The sequence below is a fragment of the Providencia sp. TYF-12 genome (genome assembly GCF_041344805.1).
Taxonomy (GTDB): Bacteria; Pseudomonadota; Gammaproteobacteria; order Enterobacterales; family Enterobacteriaceae; genus Providencia; species Providencia huashanensis.
On the sequence record NZ_CP166833.1, the window covers coordinates 3,672,932 to 3,691,523 of the forward strand.

40 protein-coding genes are annotated in these 18,592 nt (G+C 39.5%); 24 read left to right on the forward strand and 16 right to left on the reverse strand.

Features of this window, described 5'->3' with window-relative positions; all coding sequences use genetic code 11:
• Window positions 1–45: 45 nt before the first annotated feature.
• The 12 genes from ABE954_RS17045 to ABE954_RS17100 form a co-directional block, all read right to left on the reverse strand.
• Window positions 46–177, reverse strand: a complete 132-nt coding sequence (locus ABE954_RS17045; RefSeq protein ID WP_371025609.1) for a hypothetical protein — start codon at window positions 175–177, stop codon at window positions 46–48.
• Between the two features lie 4 nt (window positions 178–181).
• Window positions 182–364 carry a hypothetical protein gene (locus ABE954_RS17050; protein ID WP_371025610.1) on the reverse strand — a complete coding sequence of 61 codons (183 nt, stop codon included), beginning with the start codon at window positions 362–364 and terminating at the stop codon, window positions 182–184.
• Window positions 365–379: 15 nt separating this feature from the next.
• Window positions 380–826: a DUF1367 family protein gene (locus tag ABE954_RS17055; protein ID WP_371025611.1), complete on the reverse strand. Its 447-nt coding sequence runs from the start codon at window positions 824–826 to the stop codon at window positions 380–382.
• A gap of 211 nt (window positions 827–1,037) precedes the next feature.
• Complete coding sequence (locus ABE954_RS17060; RefSeq protein ID WP_371025612.1) at window positions 1,038–1,283, reverse strand: Lar family restriction alleviation protein; 246 nt, start codon at window positions 1,281–1,283, stop codon at window positions 1,038–1,040.
• Window positions 1,217–1,444: a hypothetical protein gene (locus tag ABE954_RS17065; protein ID WP_272677581.1), complete on the reverse strand. Its 228-nt coding sequence runs from the start codon at window positions 1,442–1,444 to the stop codon at window positions 1,217–1,219. The genes ABE954_RS17060 and ABE954_RS17065 overlap by 67 nt, the downstream gene beginning before the upstream one ends.
• The gene (locus ABE954_RS17070) at window positions 1,441–1,707 is read right to left on the reverse strand and encodes a DUF551 domain-containing protein (protein WP_371025613.1); all 267 of its coding nucleotides are present in this window, start codon (window positions 1,705–1,707) and stop codon (window positions 1,441–1,443) included. Before ABE954_RS17070 ends, ABE954_RS17065 begins: the two co-directional genes overlap by 4 nt.
• A gap of 177 nt (window positions 1,708–1,884) precedes the next feature.
• Entirely contained in the window at window positions 1,885–2,091 is a 207-nt protein-coding gene (locus ABE954_RS17075) for a hypothetical protein (RefSeq protein WP_371025614.1), read from the reverse strand.
• A 3-nt stretch (window positions 2,092–2,094) separates the two neighbouring features.
• The gene (locus tag ABE954_RS17080; RefSeq protein ID WP_371025615.1) at window positions 2,095–2,427 is read right to left on the reverse strand and encodes a hypothetical protein; all 333 of its coding nucleotides are present in this window, start codon (window positions 2,425–2,427) and stop codon (window positions 2,095–2,097) included.
• A 30-nt stretch (window positions 2,428–2,457) separates the two neighbouring features.
• A complete protein-coding gene (locus tag ABE954_RS17085; RefSeq protein WP_371025616.1) occupies window positions 2,458–3,828 on the reverse strand; it encodes a replicative DNA helicase in 1,371 nt (456 codons plus the stop codon).
• Window positions 3,828–4,661, reverse strand: coding sequence for a replication protein (locus tag ABE954_RS17090; RefSeq protein WP_371025569.1), 834 nt, complete (start codon window positions 4,659–4,661; stop codon window positions 3,828–3,830). Before ABE954_RS17090 ends, ABE954_RS17085 begins: the two co-directional genes overlap by 1 nt.
• 188 nt (window positions 4,662–4,849) lie before the next feature.
• Complete coding sequence (locus ABE954_RS17095; protein WP_371025617.1) at window positions 4,850–5,194, reverse strand: hypothetical protein; 345 nt, start codon at window positions 5,192–5,194, stop codon at window positions 4,850–4,852.
• 132 nt (window positions 5,195–5,326) lie between these two features.
• On the reverse strand, window positions 5,327–5,533 hold the full coding sequence (locus tag ABE954_RS17100; protein WP_105881154.1) for a helix-turn-helix transcriptional regulator: 207 nt from the start codon (window positions 5,531–5,533) through the stop codon (window positions 5,327–5,329).
• Window positions 5,534–5,631: 98 nt separating this feature from the next.
• Between ABE954_RS17100 and ABE954_RS17105 the strand changes: the two genes are divergently transcribed.
• Complete coding sequence (locus tag ABE954_RS17105) at window positions 5,632–6,306, forward strand: XRE family transcriptional regulator (protein WP_371025618.1); 675 nt, start codon at window positions 5,632–5,634, stop codon at window positions 6,304–6,306.
• Between the two features lie 164 nt (window positions 6,307–6,470).
• Window positions 6,471–7,568, forward strand: a complete 1,098-nt coding sequence (locus tag ABE954_RS17110) for a hypothetical protein (RefSeq protein WP_272686313.1) — start codon at window positions 6,471–6,473, stop codon at window positions 7,566–7,568.
• Here ABE954_RS17110 and ABE954_RS17115 read toward each other — a convergent pair.
• Entirely contained in the window at window positions 7,550–8,128 is a 579-nt protein-coding gene (locus ABE954_RS17115) for a sce7726 family protein (protein ID WP_221078510.1), read from the reverse strand. The genes ABE954_RS17110 and ABE954_RS17115 overlap by 19 nt on opposite strands.
• Window positions 8,129–8,650: 522 nt before the next feature.
• On the opposite strand from ABE954_RS17115, the gene ABE954_RS17120 reads away from it, so the two are divergent.
• The gene (locus ABE954_RS17120) at window positions 8,651–8,959 is read left to right on the forward strand and encodes a hypothetical protein (protein ID WP_371025619.1); all 309 of its coding nucleotides are present in this window, start codon (window positions 8,651–8,653) and stop codon (window positions 8,957–8,959) included.
• A gap of 79 nt (window positions 8,960–9,038) precedes the next feature.
• Window positions 9,039–9,413: a hypothetical protein gene (locus ABE954_RS17125; protein WP_371025620.1), complete on the forward strand. Its 375-nt coding sequence runs from the start codon at window positions 9,039–9,041 to the stop codon at window positions 9,411–9,413.
• On the opposite strand, the gene ABE954_RS17130 is transcribed toward ABE954_RS17125, so the two are convergent.
• Window positions 9,376–9,678 (reverse strand): hypothetical protein, encoded by a 303-nt coding sequence (locus ABE954_RS17130; RefSeq protein WP_272683450.1) that lies wholly within the window; start codon window positions 9,676–9,678, stop codon window positions 9,376–9,378. The two genes, ABE954_RS17125 and ABE954_RS17130, sit on opposite strands and share 38 nt — an antisense overlap.
• A 168-nt stretch (window positions 9,679–9,846) precedes the next feature.
• Here ABE954_RS17130 and ABE954_RS17135 point away from each other — a divergent pair, with 168 nt between their 5' ends.
• The 11 genes from ABE954_RS17135 (at window position 9,847) to ABE954_RS17185 (ending at window position 14,213) form a co-directional block, all read left to right on the forward strand.
• On the forward strand, window positions 9,847–10,437 hold the full coding sequence (locus tag ABE954_RS17135) for a DUF5420 family protein (RefSeq protein WP_371025621.1): 591 nt from the start codon (window positions 9,847–9,849) through the stop codon (window positions 10,435–10,437).
• A 29-nt stretch (window positions 10,438–10,466) separates the two neighbouring features.
• Window positions 10,467–10,682 carry a hypothetical protein gene (locus ABE954_RS17140; RefSeq protein WP_371025622.1) on the forward strand — a complete coding sequence of 72 codons (216 nt, stop codon included), beginning with the start codon at window positions 10,467–10,469 and terminating at the stop codon, window positions 10,680–10,682.
• Complete coding sequence (locus ABE954_RS17145; protein ID WP_129467332.1) at window positions 10,679–10,891, forward strand: hypothetical protein; 213 nt, start codon at window positions 10,679–10,681, stop codon at window positions 10,889–10,891. Before ABE954_RS17140 ends, ABE954_RS17145 begins: the two co-directional genes overlap by 4 nt.
• Before the next feature lies 1 nt (window position 10,892).
• On the forward strand, window positions 10,893–11,180 hold the full coding sequence (locus tag ABE954_RS17150) for a hypothetical protein (protein ID WP_371025623.1): 288 nt from the start codon (window positions 10,893–10,895) through the stop codon (window positions 11,178–11,180).
• Window positions 11,181–11,386: 206 nt separating this feature from the next.
• The gene (locus ABE954_RS17155; protein ID WP_371025624.1) at window positions 11,387–11,563 is read left to right on the forward strand and encodes a hypothetical protein; all 177 of its coding nucleotides are present in this window, start codon (window positions 11,387–11,389) and stop codon (window positions 11,561–11,563) included.
• Window positions 11,564–11,572: 9 nt separating this feature from the next.
• Window positions 11,573–11,725: a hypothetical protein gene (locus tag ABE954_RS17160; RefSeq protein ID WP_371025625.1), complete on the forward strand. Its 153-nt coding sequence runs from the start codon at window positions 11,573–11,575 to the stop codon at window positions 11,723–11,725.
• Window positions 11,718–12,071: a hypothetical protein gene (locus ABE954_RS17165; RefSeq protein ID WP_371025576.1), complete on the forward strand. Its 354-nt coding sequence runs from the start codon at window positions 11,718–11,720 to the stop codon at window positions 12,069–12,071. The genes ABE954_RS17160 and ABE954_RS17165 overlap by 8 nt, the downstream gene beginning before the upstream one ends.
• 26 nt (window positions 12,072–12,097) lie before the next feature.
• Window positions 12,098–12,700 carry an ERF family protein gene (locus tag ABE954_RS17170; RefSeq protein WP_371025907.1) on the forward strand — a complete coding sequence of 201 codons (603 nt, stop codon included), beginning with the start codon at window positions 12,098–12,100 and terminating at the stop codon, window positions 12,698–12,700.
• On the forward strand, window positions 12,701–13,159 hold the full coding sequence (ssb, locus tag ABE954_RS17175; RefSeq protein WP_371025626.1) for a single-stranded DNA-binding protein: 459 nt from the start codon (window positions 12,701–12,703) through the stop codon (window positions 13,157–13,159).
• 62 nt (window positions 13,160–13,221) lie between these two features.
• Complete coding sequence (locus ABE954_RS17180) at window positions 13,222–13,383, forward strand: hypothetical protein (protein WP_172974374.1); 162 nt, start codon at window positions 13,222–13,224, stop codon at window positions 13,381–13,383.
• Between the two features lie 296 nt (window positions 13,384–13,679).
• Window positions 13,680–14,213 carry a hypothetical protein gene (locus ABE954_RS17185; RefSeq protein WP_371025627.1) on the forward strand — a complete coding sequence of 178 codons (534 nt, stop codon included), beginning with the start codon at window positions 13,680–13,682 and terminating at the stop codon, window positions 14,211–14,213.
• A 26-nt stretch (window positions 14,214–14,239) separates the two neighbouring features.
• On the opposite strand, the gene ABE954_RS17190 is transcribed toward ABE954_RS17185, so the two are convergent.
• Complete coding sequence (locus tag ABE954_RS17190; protein ID WP_036964105.1) at window positions 14,240–14,482, reverse strand: hypothetical protein; 243 nt, start codon at window positions 14,480–14,482, stop codon at window positions 14,240–14,242.
• A 120-nt stretch (window positions 14,483–14,602) separates the two neighbouring features.
• On the opposite strand from ABE954_RS17190, the gene ABE954_RS17195 reads away from it, so the two are divergent.
• The 5 genes from ABE954_RS17195 to ABE954_RS17215 are packed head-to-tail and all read left to right on the forward strand — an operon-like array spanning window position 14,603 to window position 16,187.
• Window positions 14,603–15,097, forward strand: coding sequence for an ASCH domain-containing protein (locus tag ABE954_RS17195; protein ID WP_272666643.1), 495 nt, complete (start codon window positions 14,603–14,605; stop codon window positions 15,095–15,097).
• Window positions 15,097–15,450: a hypothetical protein gene (locus ABE954_RS17200; protein ID WP_272666644.1), complete on the forward strand. Its 354-nt coding sequence runs from the start codon at window positions 15,097–15,099 to the stop codon at window positions 15,448–15,450. Before ABE954_RS17195 ends, ABE954_RS17200 begins: the two co-directional genes overlap by 1 nt.
• A 6-nt stretch (window positions 15,451–15,456) precedes the next feature.
• Window positions 15,457–15,618 (forward strand): hypothetical protein, encoded by a 162-nt coding sequence (locus ABE954_RS17205; protein WP_371025628.1) that lies wholly within the window; start codon window positions 15,457–15,459, stop codon window positions 15,616–15,618.
• Entirely contained in the window at window positions 15,608–16,015 is a 408-nt protein-coding gene (locus ABE954_RS17210; protein ID WP_371025629.1) for a hypothetical protein, read from the forward strand. The genes ABE954_RS17205 and ABE954_RS17210 overlap by 11 nt, the downstream gene beginning before the upstream one ends.
• Entirely contained in the window at window positions 16,005–16,187 is a 183-nt protein-coding gene (locus ABE954_RS17215; RefSeq protein WP_249998910.1) for a hypothetical protein, read from the forward strand. Before ABE954_RS17210 ends, ABE954_RS17215 begins: the two co-directional genes overlap by 11 nt.
• A gap of 141 nt (window positions 16,188–16,328) precedes the next feature.
• On the opposite strand, the gene ABE954_RS17220 is transcribed toward ABE954_RS17215, so the two are convergent.
• Window positions 16,329–16,487 (reverse strand): hypothetical protein, encoded by a 159-nt coding sequence (locus tag ABE954_RS17220; protein WP_371025630.1) that lies wholly within the window; start codon window positions 16,485–16,487, stop codon window positions 16,329–16,331.
• 32 nt (window positions 16,488–16,519) lie between these two features.
• Between ABE954_RS17220 and ABE954_RS17225 the strand changes: the two genes are divergently transcribed.
• The 4 genes from ABE954_RS17225 to ABE954_RS17240 are packed head-to-tail and all read left to right on the forward strand — an operon-like array spanning window position 16,520 to window position 18,571.
• Window positions 16,520–17,065 carry a phage N-6-adenine-methyltransferase gene (locus tag ABE954_RS17225; RefSeq protein WP_279861888.1) on the forward strand — a complete coding sequence of 182 codons (546 nt, stop codon included), beginning with the start codon at window positions 16,520–16,522 and terminating at the stop codon, window positions 17,063–17,065.
• Window positions 17,066–17,072: 7 nt separating this feature from the next.
• Window positions 17,073–17,291: a hypothetical protein gene (locus tag ABE954_RS17230; RefSeq protein WP_144139786.1), complete on the forward strand. Its 219-nt coding sequence runs from the start codon at window positions 17,073–17,075 to the stop codon at window positions 17,289–17,291.
• Window positions 17,284–17,550: an excisionase gene (locus ABE954_RS17235; protein WP_144139788.1), complete on the forward strand. Its 267-nt coding sequence runs from the start codon at window positions 17,284–17,286 to the stop codon at window positions 17,548–17,550. The genes ABE954_RS17230 and ABE954_RS17235 overlap by 8 nt, the downstream gene beginning before the upstream one ends.
• Complete coding sequence (locus ABE954_RS17240; protein ID WP_272519464.1) at window positions 17,507–18,571, forward strand: tyrosine-type recombinase/integrase; 1,065 nt, start codon at window positions 17,507–17,509, stop codon at window positions 18,569–18,571. The genes ABE954_RS17235 and ABE954_RS17240 overlap by 44 nt, the downstream gene beginning before the upstream one ends.
• Window positions 18,572–18,592 lie beyond the last annotated feature (21 nt).

The following is an 18,592-nucleotide window of genomic DNA, read 5'->3' on the forward strand; positions in this document are numbered from 1 at the left end:
ATTTTAAGCACTGACCTATATCTAGAATCTAGGCTCCAGAAAAAATCACCAATCCGTGAGAAGGTTTGAGCCAGCAAAATAATCAACCCATAAAACGGGAGTACAAACAAAATCCATAATGTGGTGACTGAGTAGGCTATTAGATAACTTTTCCAGTTGAGTTTTAGCTTCTTCCATTTACTCACTTTCTCGCCCTCCGCTTCTTGGCTGCTCTGTTTATCTTTGCGTGACCTGTGATGTGCTTGGTTGATGTGGGGTAGCTGTACCAACTTCGGCTATGATTGATAGCCCATGATGCCGTTTGTGCTGCCATTGAAACCATTAACAGAGCAAGCCCAGTCAATGCAATTTTGTGTTTGTTCATCTCTCTTGCTGCTCCTCAAAAGAATGTCAGTAACCGATTCTCAGTGATTTCATTGCATCCTCTGAAAATGTGTTTTATTGCTGCGTTAATCATGGCTTTGTAACAGCGTTCGAATTCATCTGAATCCATATTGGCAAATGACAGGCTCTTAGCCTCTGTACGCACATCGCAGTTTAGCCTTACCGTTTGCTCATAAAATCCTGCAAGTATCGTCAAATCCTTCCTGAAGCGCTCAAATTGGCTATGCTCGTCCATACAGTCGAGTCCCGCTTTATTTGCGCACCAGTGGTCGAAACAGAACTTGAAGAATACGAACATCTTTCGATGAAAAGCGGGGTTTCTTGTGAGCTTGGCGCTGAAGGTGTACATCTCGCCATTTTTGAATTTTGTTAAACGTGGTAGGTCGTGTTCGAATGCTGGTGCAAATATGCCATTGGCGCATTTGACCATTTCTATTTCCAAGTTAACCTCCTATGCTTTCTTACCTCGGCTAACGAACCAGTTTACAGCATCAACAATTTGCTCATCTTCGTACCAATTTTCAATCCATCGTGTTTCGTATTTGTCTTTGAAAATAGTAGGACCGCAATACGGATGCCATGACATGTAAATATATCGACCGTCATTTAATCTGAGCCGATACATTCGATAGCGGCTGATATGTATGATTCCATCACTCACTGTTAGCTCTCCTGTTCCATGCTGCGATTGCTTCCTGTTTTGTGCTATATACTGAAGTTGCCACTTCACATCGGTTACATGCAACCGAAAACCTATCGCGCCCAAGAGCTTTTATGCTCCAGTTTTGAATGTATGCTGCGTCCCCGCAAAACGGGCATTTCTTGAGTTCGCTCATAACAACGGCTCCCGTAATCCTGTTTTCACATATTTGATATCGTAGGCGATGTAAATTTCCCATTCGTCATAATCGTGACCGTAGTAGTTACCGCCAGACCATGCGCGTTCGTCTTGGTCATTCAGTATGAAATCCCATTGCTCATCATTGAGTTCTACTAGCCTGTCAACGTTAGCGTCGAATACCTGCTGCTTAATCATTCGTGCAAGTGGTGATTCCATCATTCACCCTCTGGCATTGGTGGGAGTGGCAAGGGCATCCAGTGCGTTATCATTGAGTAATCATCGTCTAACAGCCAATCACCTTCATCACTTAAATAATCCCCTGTGCAAATAGACCATAGCCAAATCCAGCCTTCATCACCGTGTTCTTCACATCTGACGAATCTACCAAATACAAACTTGCCATTCCAAAACCATCCAGCGAATACTGGCGTATCCATATTTGGCAGTGAATCACTACACTTAACCCAATTAGTTCCCTGCATTAGATGCCTCCCGTTAAGCTCTGAAAATCAAGACGTAGCAACTTTTTCAATACTTTTTCACTGCGATAGTTGCTGTTAAATTTGCGGTTATAATCTTTGCATTGCTTAAGATATTTTCTCTTGCGATTTCTAGACTCATTCACATAAGCCCACATCAGAGTTTTATAGTCTGTTCCTTTAGTCATAAAAATCAGCCTGTTTGCATAAAGTTAATAATCGAATGAATGTCTTGCCGCGTGGAATTAGCTTCTTTTTGTTAATTGCTAGCTCACAAAAGAATATGTCATACCCTTTCCAGCCTGCTGCGCTGTATGTTCTTTGAGCTAATGTCATCGCTTGATTTTCGTATGCGTCATTCAGCTCTGTTAACGTTGTTCCTTTCATCACTCAATCCTCTTGTTGGTCACACTTGCAACCGCTGTTATCAATACCCCAAGGAAATAAAGTATCTAGCTCAGTAAACCAACTTTTGCATTTGTCGCAATAAAACACTTCCCACGGCATTCCGTACTCAGAAAGCCATTCAGTAACTTGTGAGGTGATTTGTATCGGTGGGATGCAAGAAACATCGAAGTTTTTAATTTCCAGTTCTCGCTGGAGTGATTCAATTTCTAATCGTTGGTTTGATATTTTAATTCTTGAGATAATCCTTTCGGTTTTTAGCTCCCTGTTTTCCTCGGTTAGCTGCTTGCACTTGGTGAATAAATTTTCCTTCTCCATCTCATCTAGAAGTCCTTATGATTTGGTGTGTTACACGTCTGCGCCTTGGAATCGGCGTTGTTGAGGTTCGCTGCTTTGTAGGCAAGCGTTAGCGGCTTCCATCTGGTCCACATCCATAAAGTGACCATTCTTAAATCGCTGGTATACGGTCCCTGTTTTGCCGAATCGGTTTTTTGTCACGATAATTTCAGCATATGGGGACGCTGATGAGTTCTCGTTATAAACCGCATCACGGTAAAGCATGATGATAGAGTCTGCGTCCTGCTCAATGCTTCCTGAGTCGCGCAAGTCACCATTAACGGGCCGTTTGTTTGGTCGCCTCTCAACATCGCGTGAGAGTTGGCTGAGTGAGATAACTGGGGTTAGTAGCTCTTTAGCCATTCCCTTGAGGTTTGATGAGATATAACCAATCGCCAAGTCGTTACGCTCTGCTTTCGGTTTCTCTATCAGGCCCAAGTAATCAACAAGAATTAATGCTAGTGATGGATATTGTTGTTTGTGGCGTTTTGCTATGGCCCTTATTTGGTCCACGTCGAGTTTACTTGCATCGACAACCCATACATCCAAATCTTGGACCCTACCGATACCATTTGAAACTCTGGCCCATCCTTCATCATCCATTTTTGCAGGGTTTCTCAGTGATGAAACTGATAGGCCCGATGCCCCAGCAATTTGACGCTCCATGATTTGGCGTGAACTCATTTCCATTGAGAAAATCAGAACGCCCTTCTTATGGCCCGTTTTTTTATCGACTTGTGAAGCCACGCCTTCGGTTACTCGTAATGCAAACTCGGTTTTACCCATTGCAGGACGGGCCGCAACGATAACGAGATCCACTGTGTTGATACCGCCAGTAATTTCATCAAGTTCAGGGATACCAGTTTTCAGCGTGTCGGATTCATCGCCATTGGTTAAGCGCTGTTCTAACACTTCCGTAAAATCGGCTATCAGGTCCTTGGTGTGTACTGGTTTAATTTCATCGTTAGCGGCCCGTAGTTCATTGGCCTTTTTGATGAGCTGGTCCATTGCTTCAGCGGCTGCGTCAATCGTGCCAGATTCGATAATGTGACGGTGTTGGTCCATCAAGCTAATCATTTCACGTCGATTGTGGTTATCAGTCACCATCGTAGCGTAGCCTTTCAAGTTTGCTGCGCTTGGGCAGTTCTTGGCGGCTTCCATGATGTCAGCGAAATGTTTGTCACCCATTGCCTCGGCAACCATCATTAAATCAATCATACCGCGAGTTTTGGCTTGCTTCTGAATAACTTTGTAGGTTTCTCGGTAGAAATGAGAACCGAATGCTTCTGGTTTTAAAGTGGCGAGTACATCTGATGCGTTGAGTGTTAATCCGTCTTTCAGCAAGCCACCAATTACGCTTGCTTCGATTTGATTGTTGACCATTAGAATCCCCTGTCAGCAAATTTCCCTTCACGAACCCCTGTCAGGGTTGTGTCTCTCAGTAAATAATCAATGTCTGCGGTCCATCCTGTATTGTTTTCACCAAAATAAAATGGCTTAGCCATTCTCACAAAGGCTCGAACATAGGCCCGCCACCCATCAACATTTTGCGTTGCGAGGTTTTTGATTATTTTCCTGATCCGAGTTTTACGTTTCTCGTTGGCCTCAACAGCATGAGGTAATCTATCTCCAACTTCCTCGTTGTAGGCATTGAGATATTCGTCGTAGTTAACTGGTTGAGATTTTCGTTTAGAAGGCTTAGTCAATTCTCCCCCTTTCACCTCTTGAGGGGTAAGGGGTGTATTACTTTCTTTCTTTTCTTTTGAAAGAGTTTCTTTTGTGTTTAGCTGACTTGGCTTATCCTCGTTAGCTACTTTAGCTAATCTTTCATTAGCTGATTTAGCTAATGTTTCGCTAACTTGGCTAATATCAAATTTCCACTCATTGAACGACTTATTAATTCCTATTTGATTACCAGATGAAATAACAATATTCATAGCTATCATTTCATTTTTGGCCTTGCATACATGAGTGTGATGAATGCCTGTCATTGATGCTATTTGAGTATTTGTTATGCGGTCCAGTTTTTTACTAAACCCGTATGTTTTTCTAACTATCGCCAGAAATACTTTTAATTGCCTAGCTGTCAAATCAGACGACATAGCAGCCTCAAGAAGGTCATTCGCAATTCTGGTATAGCCATCTTCAAGGTTTGCCACTTTCGGCCTCTCTTGCTGTCGTTGGTTGCTAAAATCAGCGTATGCAACGTTACTCATGCCGTTTCCCTCCGATTACTTCCTGACGATGCTCAAGCCGTAATTTTGCATCTTCCAATGCTGACCTGAGCGCCTTAGCTCCCTGCTCAGTGACCGAGCGATTAGCCCGATCACGCATGACGTTTTTATGCACAGCGCTGTAATTAAATTTGTTTCTCATGTATAATTACTCCCGATAATTAGTTTTTTTAAATTAGATTCAATTGAGCCTCATCTTGTGCCAGATTTGAGGCATTTCTTTTTACCTTCCCCTTTCTTTCCAGCGCCTGAATTAACCGTTCTGCATAGTCACCTTCAATCACTACGCTTCTAGAATTCTCAGGCATTGATACAGCTTCAGTAGGTAAGCCATAACGAGCTATAGCCTTACAAGCCAAGCTGAATATGCGACTCTTCTCTCTACTTGCTGAACTCGGGTGAATGCCCATTGCTTTAGCGAACCCGTCATTTCCATCTTTAAACATCATTTGAAAGAAATAGGTTTCGAGTGTTTCTGGTTTACATGTGATTTTGATATTTTTTGTTGTGTCCATTTGTTAAATTCCTTTTGACGTAGTTAGTCCGTTGCTCACGATCCTGTGAGTGTGTATTGCTTGGTAAATCTGTCGCTTTATCAGCGACTCCGTAGCAGTAAATAACCCTGCGATTGTTAAAGAACAGTTTTTTTACATATATCTTTTTGGATACAGAATTTGCATTTCTGTAATTTTATCGCCGTAGAATCTCGCTAATCTTTCTGCTAATTCTAATGAAGCAGCCTGAGTTCCTCGCTCTAATCTGCTCAAGTTGCCAACATCACAATTGATGGCGTTGGCAACTTCAGAAATTGTTAGCTGCTCTTCTAAGCGAATTTTTCTTAATGGTGTTTGCATATCTCACTCCTTTTAGATGCGCTACACGCATATTATCACAAGTAAAAATATGCGCAATACGCTTTGTGTAATACGCATAAATAAAGTTGAATTAAGGCATGAAAATAGGAACTAGAATTCGCGAAATACGAAAAAGCAAAGGGATGACAATCCTTGAACTAGCCACAGCTATTGGTAGTGATGTGGGCAATATCTCTCGCCTAGAAACCAATAAGCAAGGCTATTCAGAAAACACGCTAGTGAAAATAGCGTCAGCCCTAGGAGTCACGGTTGCTGATTTATTTACTGAAGATCCAGTAAAACCAGACGAAATTGAATACATCGGTGAAATGCCATCTGGCATAGTTAAGGTTATCGGTGAGGCTATTTTAGGTATCGATGGCGCAGTAGACATGATGGAAGAGCACAACGGCTGGCTAAAGATTTACAGCGATGATAAGGATGCTTATGGATTGAAGGTTAAAGGCGATAGCATGTGGCCTAGAATTCAATCTGGTGAATATGTAGTGGTTGAGCCTAATACCGGCGTAAGGCCTGGCGATGAAGTTTTTGTTCGTACCTTCGAAGGGCACAATATGATCAAGATATTCAATAAAACTCGAGATGGTGATTATCAATTCACTAGTATAAACAATGCACATAAGCCTATAACACTAGATCCGAGCCAAATTGATAAGATGCATTATGTAGCCGCTATTGTTAAGCCCACTAAGTATATTGATAAATGGGAACGTGAAACAAAGCTAAGCTTAGTGCCGCCATTGATTAAGTGAAGTCTCAGTGGCCTGACGACACGTTTTAGGGTGTGGTTGACAAAACAACAGTAAAATTGAAATTTGGTTGACGCGATTTTGTCAACCAAAGCTAATAACAAGAAAAATAATAATGAAATTAAACAACTAGGGAATGTGATTTTTATGTAAAAAAGGAAGATGTTATGAATAAGATATATGCACCATGTATAAAAAATGGGCTAAATGACTTGAAGGCTTTAGCTGAGTTATATCCTGAAAGTAAAAAACGCGTTATTCCAATAATACTAACTACTGGAACGGTTTTTTCACCAAAAACTGGAGAGGTAAAAAGAGACCAGTTAGTCGATGGCTTTATCCCTAATTGGGATGGGGATGAATTTATTGTTGATGCCTCAAGGGTAGAGGCTGATTCTGTATCGGAATATAATGAATATCATGGGTTAACTGACCAATCGGATAGCTTTAGTAGGAAAATAGATTTCTATAGAAAGATATATGAAATTAACGAAAATCTCATCCCCTCGGTAAGCTGGAATAGAAATGATGATCTTAAGAATATCATACAGCTACTAATGAATCTAAAATCATCTTACAAAACTGTCGCCATTGTTTTAGACCCAAGAATCGAAAATAATCTAAGTATCCTTGATATTTTGCTATGTTTATTTGCTGACAATGAAAATATTATTGTCGTTCTTAACTATGGATCAATATACAACCTACCACTACCAAACAGTGAGGTTATTGATAGCGCGCTAGATACAATAAACAAAAGAGGGGTGAAGCGAGTTATACTGTTGAGTTCATCTTTCCCACACACGAAGCCAACAGAAAAAGATACATGGATAACTTCTTCATGTACTGATCTGGTATGGCAATTAAATGCTATCAATCAAAATAAAACACCTATCAATTTAATCTATGGTGATTTCTCCGCTAGCTCTCCGCAGGCACCCAGTGAATTCATTTTAGGTATGAAAATAATCCCTAGCGCCACATATTTTAATGACGGAATTTGGCATCAAATAAAATCCGGCGGAGATAAAGAATATTCTGTCTATAAAGATATAGCTAGAAATATAGTATCCAATGCTTTTTTTGATGATTTTTGCTGGGGAACAAAAAATATTGTTAAAATATCAGCATCGAGTGATGGATACGGGCACAGCGGAACTTGGAATGGATATAAAACAAACATACACATTGAGGAAATACTTAGAATACTAAACCTAAGCGCAGATAGTGAATCTCCCCGTGGTGATTATGATGATGAAGAATAATCCTTTTCTCTGTATCTATTTTTTATACAAGATAAAGCTTTATTCTTAATAAGATCAAAATGAAGCTCGGATAAAACCCTATGCCTAGCTTCATTTATTCTTTCTTTTCTGTTTATTTTTAGATTGTTCTCGGCACAAAGCTCATCAAGCTCAGCTCGCCACAAAAGAGATATAACCTCAAACTTATCAATAAATTTATTTACCTTAGCCTCCCTAAGTATGGTTATATTTTGTCCATAATTATCTAAGATTAATATGCCTACATTTTTTTCTGATAACTCGATAGCTTTTAATGCGTGCTTATGATGGCAGCATAACCATACAGAATCAAATAACCTCAAATAGGCATCATGCTGATTACCCCACCGAGCCAATGAATCTGATTCTGATTTTATTTCAAACCCTGTAAGCTTACCATTAGCATAAACAACGTCAGCTCTATTTTTTTTCTCATAAAAACACAACTCGTCAATTAAGACGTCATTATCATGAAAATCGAAATACCCGCTAGTAGCAATCCAATTCCTTAATAAAATTTTAATTTCTGTTGCATTTTTCATAATAATATAAATAAGTTAACCAATGTACCCACCAAATAATACTATTAAGTTTAACCTTTAATTGAAAAAAACTCAAAAATTACCTACACCCAACCCTCCCCGCGAGGGCTTTTTTGTGCCCGCAATTCCCCGCCAGTGTGATTTTCCTCACTCATCAAGAAAATAAATAAAATTAATTTATAAACAAAATCATGAGTATGCGTGAAAACGCTATATGCGCATATATTTATTTTCAAATATGCGCTTGACGCATTTGCGTAAAATGCATATTATTATCACATCGAAGGCAAGCAACATGAAATATACGCCTAGTTCTTTAACAACGTTGATAGCAATTTAGTTTAGCTATCAGAATGGAGTCGCTGATAAAGCGACAACCTTCTCAGAAGGTTTTAATGAGCGCAGGGTGTTCACTCACACCAGAGAGTCCCGCCCCGACATGGGGATTAATCCATGTATAAGCAGAAATAATATAGGGTTTCGATTCCCTGTGCTCACTAAAACCGATTGTTTGGAGGATATATGGCAACTATCACAGTGAAAAAATCACGCAAGCCTGAGTTTTTGCGCGGCACTTCTGCAAATAGACGTCACGCAAGAAGAAAAGCTGAAGCTTTAGCAAGGCAGGAAATTGAATTGAAACTGAATTCAATATTACCAGCTATTGAGACAGTAAAGGTAAACCGAGTTGAAAAAGCAATTTCAATTCGCAGCACTAAAGTTTATGACTCAGCAGATAATACCTGCTTACCAAATTCTAGTATTTACTCGGCTAAATATCGTAAGTCAGGAACGTTATTAGAGTCTGGCGAAGTAACGGCTAGAGCATAGACACACGCAAGCAACCACGGCTACGCAAGCCGATTATGAGTGATGGAAGTGTTACGGCACGTTAAATAGGAGATAGAAAATGAATATCGAACAGGTAGAAAAAGAAACAATCTCAGCAATGAAAGGTCTTGCTGATGTGCTAAAGGTAAAAACGGAAGAAATTAGAGCGCTGGATGCTGCTAAATTGGCAACGGATAGCATCTTTAATCCAACATTCGCCAACCTAACCGAAGAATCGCAACGGGCAGCTCGTGAGGTTCTGTCCACCATGCTGATAGACAGCTATCGACACAACTTTAAATTAACTCGTGATGAAATTTTAGAATTAGGTCACAGAGTTAGAAAAGCATTTGTGACCTTGGAAAGTGAAGAACCTAAACCTGAACTATGTGGAAGTGGTCAGGTTGGCATAAGCCCTACTGATAATTCGGGTCACTTAATCGGTGCAGATTAGCAGCCCAGTTACTAACTTGAGCAACGAACACGGATGGTTCCTTAGAGGAAAAAACTCTAGCTATTGTCACAACTGTATTGCGAATATCTTCAGTGGTAAGAGCTGAGGAACCAAAATAACACCCATCAGGAAGCGCTCTTGCATCAAGTATACTTGAGCCATTTACGTACTTAAGCATATTTAGCGTTTGCATTGATTCATGAAGCCCTTCGTATTGCTCAATTCCTGCATCATAAATTTCAATTCTTATGAAGTAATTTGCCATTTAAAACATTCCTTATTTTGACTGTGGAATAATCAATATATCAATTTTCCTTGACTGTGGAAAGGAAGGAAACCACCTCGCCTGACGTGGTTAAAAGCAGGCACAGTTAACTAATTACAGTCCATCAAGGTGGGCTGTGGTGAGTTGATTAATAGATAGGAGATAGAGATGGAAGCAAGGGATTATCGATTTTATAAAATTAGCAAAGAAGCTACCGAGCAAATCAAAAAAGAAACCGACGAAATCCAAGCTAAACGGCAGGTGCTTCTCAATGAAGCCATTGAAAGCGTTGGGGCTAAAGGAGTTAGCTTTAGTAATTCATGGGGTGAAAATGGAACAACAATTCGCGCATTTGCTTTTGCAGTAGATAAAGAATTCGATTTTGCAGTTAAAGAATCTCAGCGAACTAGCGAGTTAAAAGTTATTCGAGCCAAAGCTAACTCGAAGAAAGGTAAAGAGTTTAACGCCGCACTAGACTCAGCGAAAGATGAACTCAATAAGAAGCTCAAAGATTTACTATCTTTTAGAGACTACATCATCAATAAGTTCGATATTCAATGCTGTTCTATTAGTCAACATGGAAGCGGCGCTGGCATGAGAATGCTAGAGACGATTGTCGGATATCCACAAACAGATAAAAGCTTTCTTATTTGCGCCATACCAAATCATGAAAGAGGTATGGATAAACAACCAAGTATTCCAGACTGCTTTGAAGAGATAACCTACGGCGTGTTTTACGACCTATCAAACAGCAAGTAGCATCGTGTTTAGTTAATAACGGAGGGAGTATGACAGATAAAGCAGGTGGCGCGGCTTTTCCTGCAAGCGGGCATCCAGATATGCAGTTTGTAGCGCAGGAAGGTATGAATTTGCGAGACTATTTCGCTGCTAAGTATATGCAAGCTGCTAAATCTAATCCTAATTGTGGATATGACTTTGATGATTTAGCTCATGATGCTTACCAAATGGCAGATGCAATGTTAAAGGCTAGGAGTAATAAATGATTTCTATATCTGACTTAATTAATGAAATCGGAAGTGAAAATATATCTTTCCAGCTTTTATCAAAGACTATAACTGCTATAAAAGAAAGCACTGATAACACGACAGTCTCTTTTGTTACTGATGCTGATTTAGATGAAGAAGCTTTGGTTTTGTGGGTAGATAAAGATGTTTTTAATGAAGCATATGCAATATTAAAGGCTAGGGGGTGATATGGAATTTAAAGGAACGCCAGGGCCGTGGGTGATTGATGAATGGAGTATGACCGGCATTAATTCTGAAAGTAAACATGTTGCCTTAGTTAATTATTCCCATCATGGGCTTCCAAATGATGTTTACGAGGATGAACATGAAGCCAACGCCCATCTAATCGCAGCAGCACCAGAGTTATTAAGTGAGCTCATTCGACTACGAAACATAGTTGCAAGCTACAAACAGGACAGTGGCGACAATTTAGACATCACTGACGCCGTCATCGCAAAAGCCCTCGGTCAGCAGTAACCCACCGCACCAACACCAGAACACTTTCAATAACAATCGCTATCAATCGATAAGTGATGATTTCGCACATCCAGAGGTAAGCATGAATATTGATAAATACAAACTTTGTTTAGCTCAACAGCAAGCTGGAATTGCACGTTATCTCAAGGATGAGAACGGATGGAGCGAAGCAAACGAAACACTAAAAACAGCATACGGAGTACAACATGAACGCAAAGCAGAAACACGCAAAACAGAAAATATTCACCCTACTTCGCGAGTCTGAAATGACTGAGCAACAAGTCGAATTACTGTTTGCTGATTGGAAATTTAAACAGCAATGCGAAAAGACAAATCGCATTTTACGTCAAGTTGATACTCGTGGAGCGTATGCATTCACGTAAGGACGCGGCATGAGAATTTCAGATTATGAACTCAAGCAAAGGCAGGATGCCGAGAAACGACGCAGGGAGCGTGAGGAAGAAGCTGAATACTATCGCATGGAAAGCCTTGGTATTCAGCCTCAATCAGTGCCTAACAAGTGGATGAGAGGTGAATATGGGTAAGTATTTAACACCGGCATTCCCTAGTCATAAAAGCAAGGATGCTGCCCTGAAATATGCTTCATCAATGATTGATGAAGATATCGAAAGGCGAAGAGTACGTGACTTAACGGGCAATGAAATTCAACCAGTTGAAAGGATTTCAACACTAGAATTAGCTCATGCCGCACTAGTTAAAAGTCAAAACTTAGAAATGTCTCAATTCTACCCTCCTCTACCTGAACACATTCAAGCGCAACGAAGACAGGCTGACTTGGAGCGATACGCAAGGCATTTATTCAAAGATAACTTTGACCCTTATCGTGGCGTCACAGAGTTGCCATTAGGTGGTAGGGTTGTGGGTGACTAATTTTCGGAGGTAATTATGAGTGAGGTATACAAGCAATAAGTAATGTTGCCAAGGAGCTGGCAGAAAAAGGCATTAGCAAGGAAAAACCCAAAGGCGGCGGTGTAAATTATGCGTTTAGGGGTATTGATGCGGTTTATAACGCCTTAGCTCCTGCATTAGTTAAGCACGGATTACTTATCTTAACTCGCTGTACTGAGCGGTCGGTATGTGAACGCCTTAGCCAAAAAGGAACTCCATTATTTTACGTAACCGTCAAAGCTGAGTTTGATTTTGTATCTGTCACGGATGGCAGCAAACACACAGTCATGACTTATGGTGAAGCTATGGATAGCGGAGATAAGGCCACAAACAAAGCAATGTCTATTGCATATAAATACGCAGCCTTTCAAGCGTTTTGCATACCGACAGAGGAAACAGCGGTTGATGCTGACGCAGAGGTGCATAACGTAGCACCGAGAACACCAGAGCAAATATTAAGTGATTACACAGGCTTTTTGCATGAAGCAACTAGCGAACTTGCGATCATGAATGAGTACAAAAAAGTATGGAATGAATTAAGCGGTACTCACCAAGAAGAGTGCAAGCGACTAACTGGAATAAGAATTAGCGAACTTAAAAAGGCGGCATAAATGGCAAGTAAAGGTGTAAACAAGGTAATTCTCATTGGTCACTTAGGCCAAGACCCTGAAATTAGATACATGCCAGCAGGTGGCGCGGTAGCGAATCTCACACTAGCAACATCGGAATCGTGGCGCGATAAGCAATCAGGAGAAATGCGCGAGAAAACCGAATGGCATAGAGTGGTAATTTTCGGAAAGTTAGCTGAAGTTGCAGGTGAATATCTGAAAAAAGGCTCACAAGTCTATATTGAAGGTTCCCTGCAAACCCGTAAATGGCAAGACCAAAGCGGTCAAGACCGATACACAACAGAAGTAGTGGTAAATATCGGCGGCTCTATGCAAATGCTAGGTGGTAACGGTGGTAATCAGGCAGGAAGCCGGAAGCCAGCGCGACAGCCTCAACAGTCACAGCAAGCGCCGCAGAATGAGCCTCCGATGGATTGGGATGACCAAGGAATCCCCTTCTGACCCTTCCCTATGTTATTTAACCAAAGGATATATTTGCAAGGATGCAAACAGGAGATAGATATATGAATAATGAAAATTGTAGTTTTGAAGAATGGCACGATTTATTAATGCAAGTAGCAGCAGACCACGGCGGTAGCGCAGCAGATGCAGACGCTTGGCGTGATGATTACGAAGCAGGAAAAACACCACTCGAAGCATGGGTTGATGAATGGGGTGAGGATTAATCAGGGAAAGGATTAATTTAACTCGCAGGGATGCAATGAATAAAAAAGCCGCCACAGAGAGGACGGCAAGGGGACGTGCAGGAATGAAACTTATAATTTATCTGTGTAAGCAATTTAAGAATAGTTAAGCCATGGAATTTAGCAAGGAAGTAGATAAAAAAATGCCGACACAGGGAGAATCGGCGAGGACTACAAAAATAATTAGAAAGTTCAAATTAACTATAGGTCATAAATTAAAAACAATGATGAATTATTTTAATCATATCGATTAAATAGATGCAATAAGAGGAATGAATATGAAGGTTGAACAATCTCAAGTGACTAAACTGGTGATAGCAGGCATAGAGCGTCACGACCCCATTCATGTTTACCTTGAAGATTACGGTGATAACAAAAATGGCAGAGTTACTATTAGCGAAAGTGGCGATTCATGGTCTTGTTTTTGGGGCTCTATGGGCAGCTCACTAGTTGAGTTTATTCATAGGATTAATAACCACTACTGGATAGGTAAGCTAGATTCTAATTTAAACTCTGAGATAGATGATGATAACGATGCAAATGCTGAATATGCTAAAAAGCAAGTTATCGAACTGCGCAAAGATGATGAAATAGACCAATACGAAGCAAGGGAGTATTGGGATTTAATTGAATCATCCGATGATGTTAAGAGTGATTGTTGCAATTGCTATATAGGAAGTAAGTTGCTTAGTTTGTTTGGCGATGATGCTTGGTATAACGATTGGCCTTCTATTCCCAACCCTAAATATCTAAGAATGGAATCGCGCTTAAATGCAGTTCGTGAGGCATTAAAACAAATAGGTGTGAATTAAAAGAAGCCTATCCTTGGCTTGTATCTTTAAGAAAACTTAAAGTAAATGTCATTCATTCTTATATTGCTCACAGTCGCCTTTCTAGCTGGTTCAGAAGGAGAAAACACTTCAATAATATCCCCTTTATTTAGCATGTTAAATAAAGAACTATTTCCATGAAATGGAAATGAAATCCCATTCTCTATTTCAGTAACTTTAAATAGTTGCCGGCGCTTTATATCATAATTACTTTTATCAACAACATTGGATAAATAGATTTTAGTGCTCATGTTCCTTCCTCGTTAACGGTTGAAAATCGATCATACCACCAACAATTAAATAAATAAATCTTTTAAAACATAGCTTTACAGATTACATATTTTGCTCAAAACATATCAATAGAGGTAATTATGAAAGACAGAATTAAGTTCAACGATGCAATGTTAGCAGCTGTCATTGACGGCAGAAAAACTCAGACACGCAGACCGATTAATCCACAACCTAAAGTAACCGAGGAAGAGTTACGCAAGTTAGGCGCATGGCAAGAAGGCTATACACTATCAGAGCAAGTATGTGCAGCATGGCGACATGGATTTATTGACCCTGATTGCCCGTATGGCGAAGTTGGCGACATCATCAACATTTCGGATAAAGACGGTAATATCAAAGGGAAAATTGAAATTACTGATGTTTGGTTGCAGCAAGTTCAGGAAATATCGCAGCAAGACGCAATGAAAGAAGGCGCACCACCAAGCCACCCGTCTATTGATATTGTGTCGCGTGAATATGGCTTCCCTGACTTTTCGCGTTCATGGTTCGCTCAAGCATGGATGGATATATACGGCGAAGAAAGCTGGAATAGTAATCCGTGGGTATGGGTGATTGAGTTCAAAAAGGTGGAGTGATGGATAAATCAAGGCAGCAATTTGAAGAGTTTATTAAGTTTCACATGGATGATGCAGAAAAAAATAATAAATTCGAAACAGCTAATAACGGATTAAATTACGCTGAACCCGACATTAATTTAATGTGGATTAGCTGGCAATCGTCACGCGAGAGTTTAATTAATAACTTACCAGAAAGTATTAATTGCCCTACCGCACCAGAATTAATATGGCTACAAGTTGACCCTGAACCAGAGGAGATAAATAAACCTGTATATCCAATTAATTTATATAGTGGCGATGTAACTTGGAGCGCTGACAGAGAATTCCAAACTGACACGTTATATATTCGTGCTGATTTAATTCAAAAGTAAACAACAATGCAAATAATCGGATATGTATTACTCATGCTAATACAGGGTTCTGCTGTGCCTGTATCTGAGCAAATATACACACAGCAAGAATGCGAGAGCCGTGCTATGCAGATAATGCAGGTGCGGGATGTTGAGATAGTTTGTGGCGAGGTGTGGAATGAAGGGTAAGCTAACAATATCAAGACCTAGTTACGGTGATGATAGAGAGAAAATAAACATCGTCGTTAAATGTGATGTATCTAAATTAAGATTTTTAAGCCTTGAAATTGACTATGCTGATTTTGCTAAATGTATAACTGGACTTTCGGAAGTTGATTGCGAACTAGAAGTTAGCGGCCTTGCAAATGTAGGGAAGAAAAGAATAACTGAACAAAGAAGCGTTATTTGCCCTATTAAATCATATGAAAAGAGCGCGCTAAGAGATTGGTTAATCAACAACAAACAAGAAGATGGTTATATTCTTGATGCTTATTTAGGCAGTAAATCATCAGTGCAATATTGTGATGAAGGAACAATATTAAACTACAGGGTTATTAAATATGTCGAGGTTGACAATGAAATTTAAAGTCGGCGATAAGGTTAGAGTGGTTAAAGATATTCTTGGCTCTAATCTTGTTGGTTATGAATGCGAAGTAACATCGATTGATAATAGTGAAGCTTTAAATATTGGCGTTAATTTCCCTGATGGTATTGAAACTTATTTCGCACAAAGTGAATTGGAGTTAATCAATGAATAAATACACCGAACTATCTGACTTCTAGATTAATAGGCGAATAGCAGAAATTGACACTAAGAATAGATATGTCTACTTCGAAAAAGAACAAACTATTTTTAGAAAGTTTAATAATGGACAAACGCAAAAGTTTAATCCGTGTAATTATCCAGAAGACGCACTGCCTATTATTATTGAGAATAAGATATGCACCGCATTTGATGTGTTTGCAGAAGAACACGACGGCGGTAATTGGGTAGCTTCACCTGCGTATGGCTTTGCAAGTGAAAGAACAAGAAGCAATAACTTATATCGTGCTGCCATGGAATTATTCCTATTAATGAAGGATGCGGAGAATGAAGGCTGATTACGGAGGTAGCCATACACCAAAGGAATTGCGTGATAGATGGCAAACTCCCCTATCTTTATTTACAGCATTGGACGCTGAATTCGGTTTCTATTTAGATGCGGCCGCCGATAATAATAACCACCTTTGCACTCATTACCTCACCGAAAAAGACGACTCGCTAAATTGCGATTGGGAAAGTTATGGAGCTATATTCTGCAATCCCCCTTATAGTGAAATTCAGCCTTGGATTAATAAAGCCGATGAGCAATGCAAAAAGCAATTGCAGCCTGTAGTTATGTTAATTCCGTCGGACACATCCGTAGGTTGGTTTATTTCGGCATTAGAAACAGTTGATGAGGTTAGATTAATTACAGGAGGAAGAATATCTTTTATTAATGCAGGAACAAACAAACCAGTTAACGGTAATAATAAAGGCTCAATGCTTTTAATATGGCGACCTTATATTAAACCACGAAAGATAATTAACACTGTCGATAGGGATGAATTAATGAATATCGGCAATCAAATATTAAATGAATGGAAAATAGCATAGGTGGCCTATGACACCACAGGAAATGGAGAATGGACGCAGAAAGATCGCTAAGGATTGCTTAAAAGAGCTACATGACTTGAGCGAGAAAACAGACCCAAACATAACTACCGTACTAGATAAATACACGCCACAGTTCAGTCCGCTTAATGATAAAAAACACTTCCCACCAAAGATGGTATTAGGTCATTTAGTTCGTCAAATAGAAAAGGAAATGAATTATGGTTAGACACTTTACTGTAAGAGAGTTCGCCAGCAAACATCGAAGAAGTGACGAAACAGTTAGGCGTTGGATAAGCGCAGGGAAAATATATCCAGCACCAACATTTGACGGGTATCAATATTTAATACACCCATCCGCACAAAAGATAACAAATTACGAAAAATTAAATTCAACCATTTCATTAAATAATAACTGCAAACTGTTAAAAAGGATTGAAACAGATGGCAAGAAACAGAAATCCCAAAAACGCACATTTACCACCTAATCTATATTGCCGTAAAGGTTACTATAGTTACAGAAATCCTGAGACTGGCATTGAATATGGCGTAGGCAGAAATAAAACCGAAGCAATAAACGAAGCCATCTCTGCTAATTTATTCATATATGGTAAAAAGGAAACATTAAAAGATAAAATATCTAGCGATATCGCAGTTAAATTTCATGATTGGATTGATAGGTTTAATAAAATAATTATTAATCGAGACTTAAAAAAGCGAACAATTGATGATTATCAAGGAAGATTGAAAAGAATAAAAAGCAGTTTTAACAATATTCCACTACATGAAATAAAAACAAAAGATATTGCCGATTACATAAATAATATTGTATCAGATGGAAATATAACCACAGCAAGATTAATGCGAAGCATTTTAAAGGATATGTTTAATGAGGCTATGTCTGATGGCGTTGTTGATTTTAATCCCGTAATAGCAACCAGAGTTCCACGGAATAAAATAGCCAGAACAAGATTATCAGAAAGTGATTACCTGCAAATATATCAATCAGCAATAGAACATTGCCAGCCTTGGGTTAGTATGAGTATGGACTTAGCCATTTTAACAGGTCAACGCTCAGGAGATATTAGGAAATTAAAATGGAATGATGTTCATGATGGTTTTTTATGGGTCGAGCAAGAGAAAACAGGAACCAAAATAGCCATACCACTTATCATTTCAAATAATATCGCCAATAAAACTTTGCAATCAGTGCTAGATAGATGCAAGCATGAATTGAACGGAAAGGAATCCGTGCTGGTTTCACAGAAGGGTGATATGCTGGCAGATAAAACTATTGGTAAGGCTTTTTCCTTAGCTAGGAGTAAAAGCGGTTTATCATGGGAAGGTTCTCCACCAACGTTCCACGAAATAAGAAGCCTTGCATCAAGAGTGTACGGCAACGAGAAATCAAATGAATTCGCAAACCAGCTTTTAGGTCATAAATCTATGGATATGACCCTAATGTATCAAGATGATAGAGGACTTGGTTGGAAAAAAATTGAAATTTGATATTGAATTTATTTCGAGTTA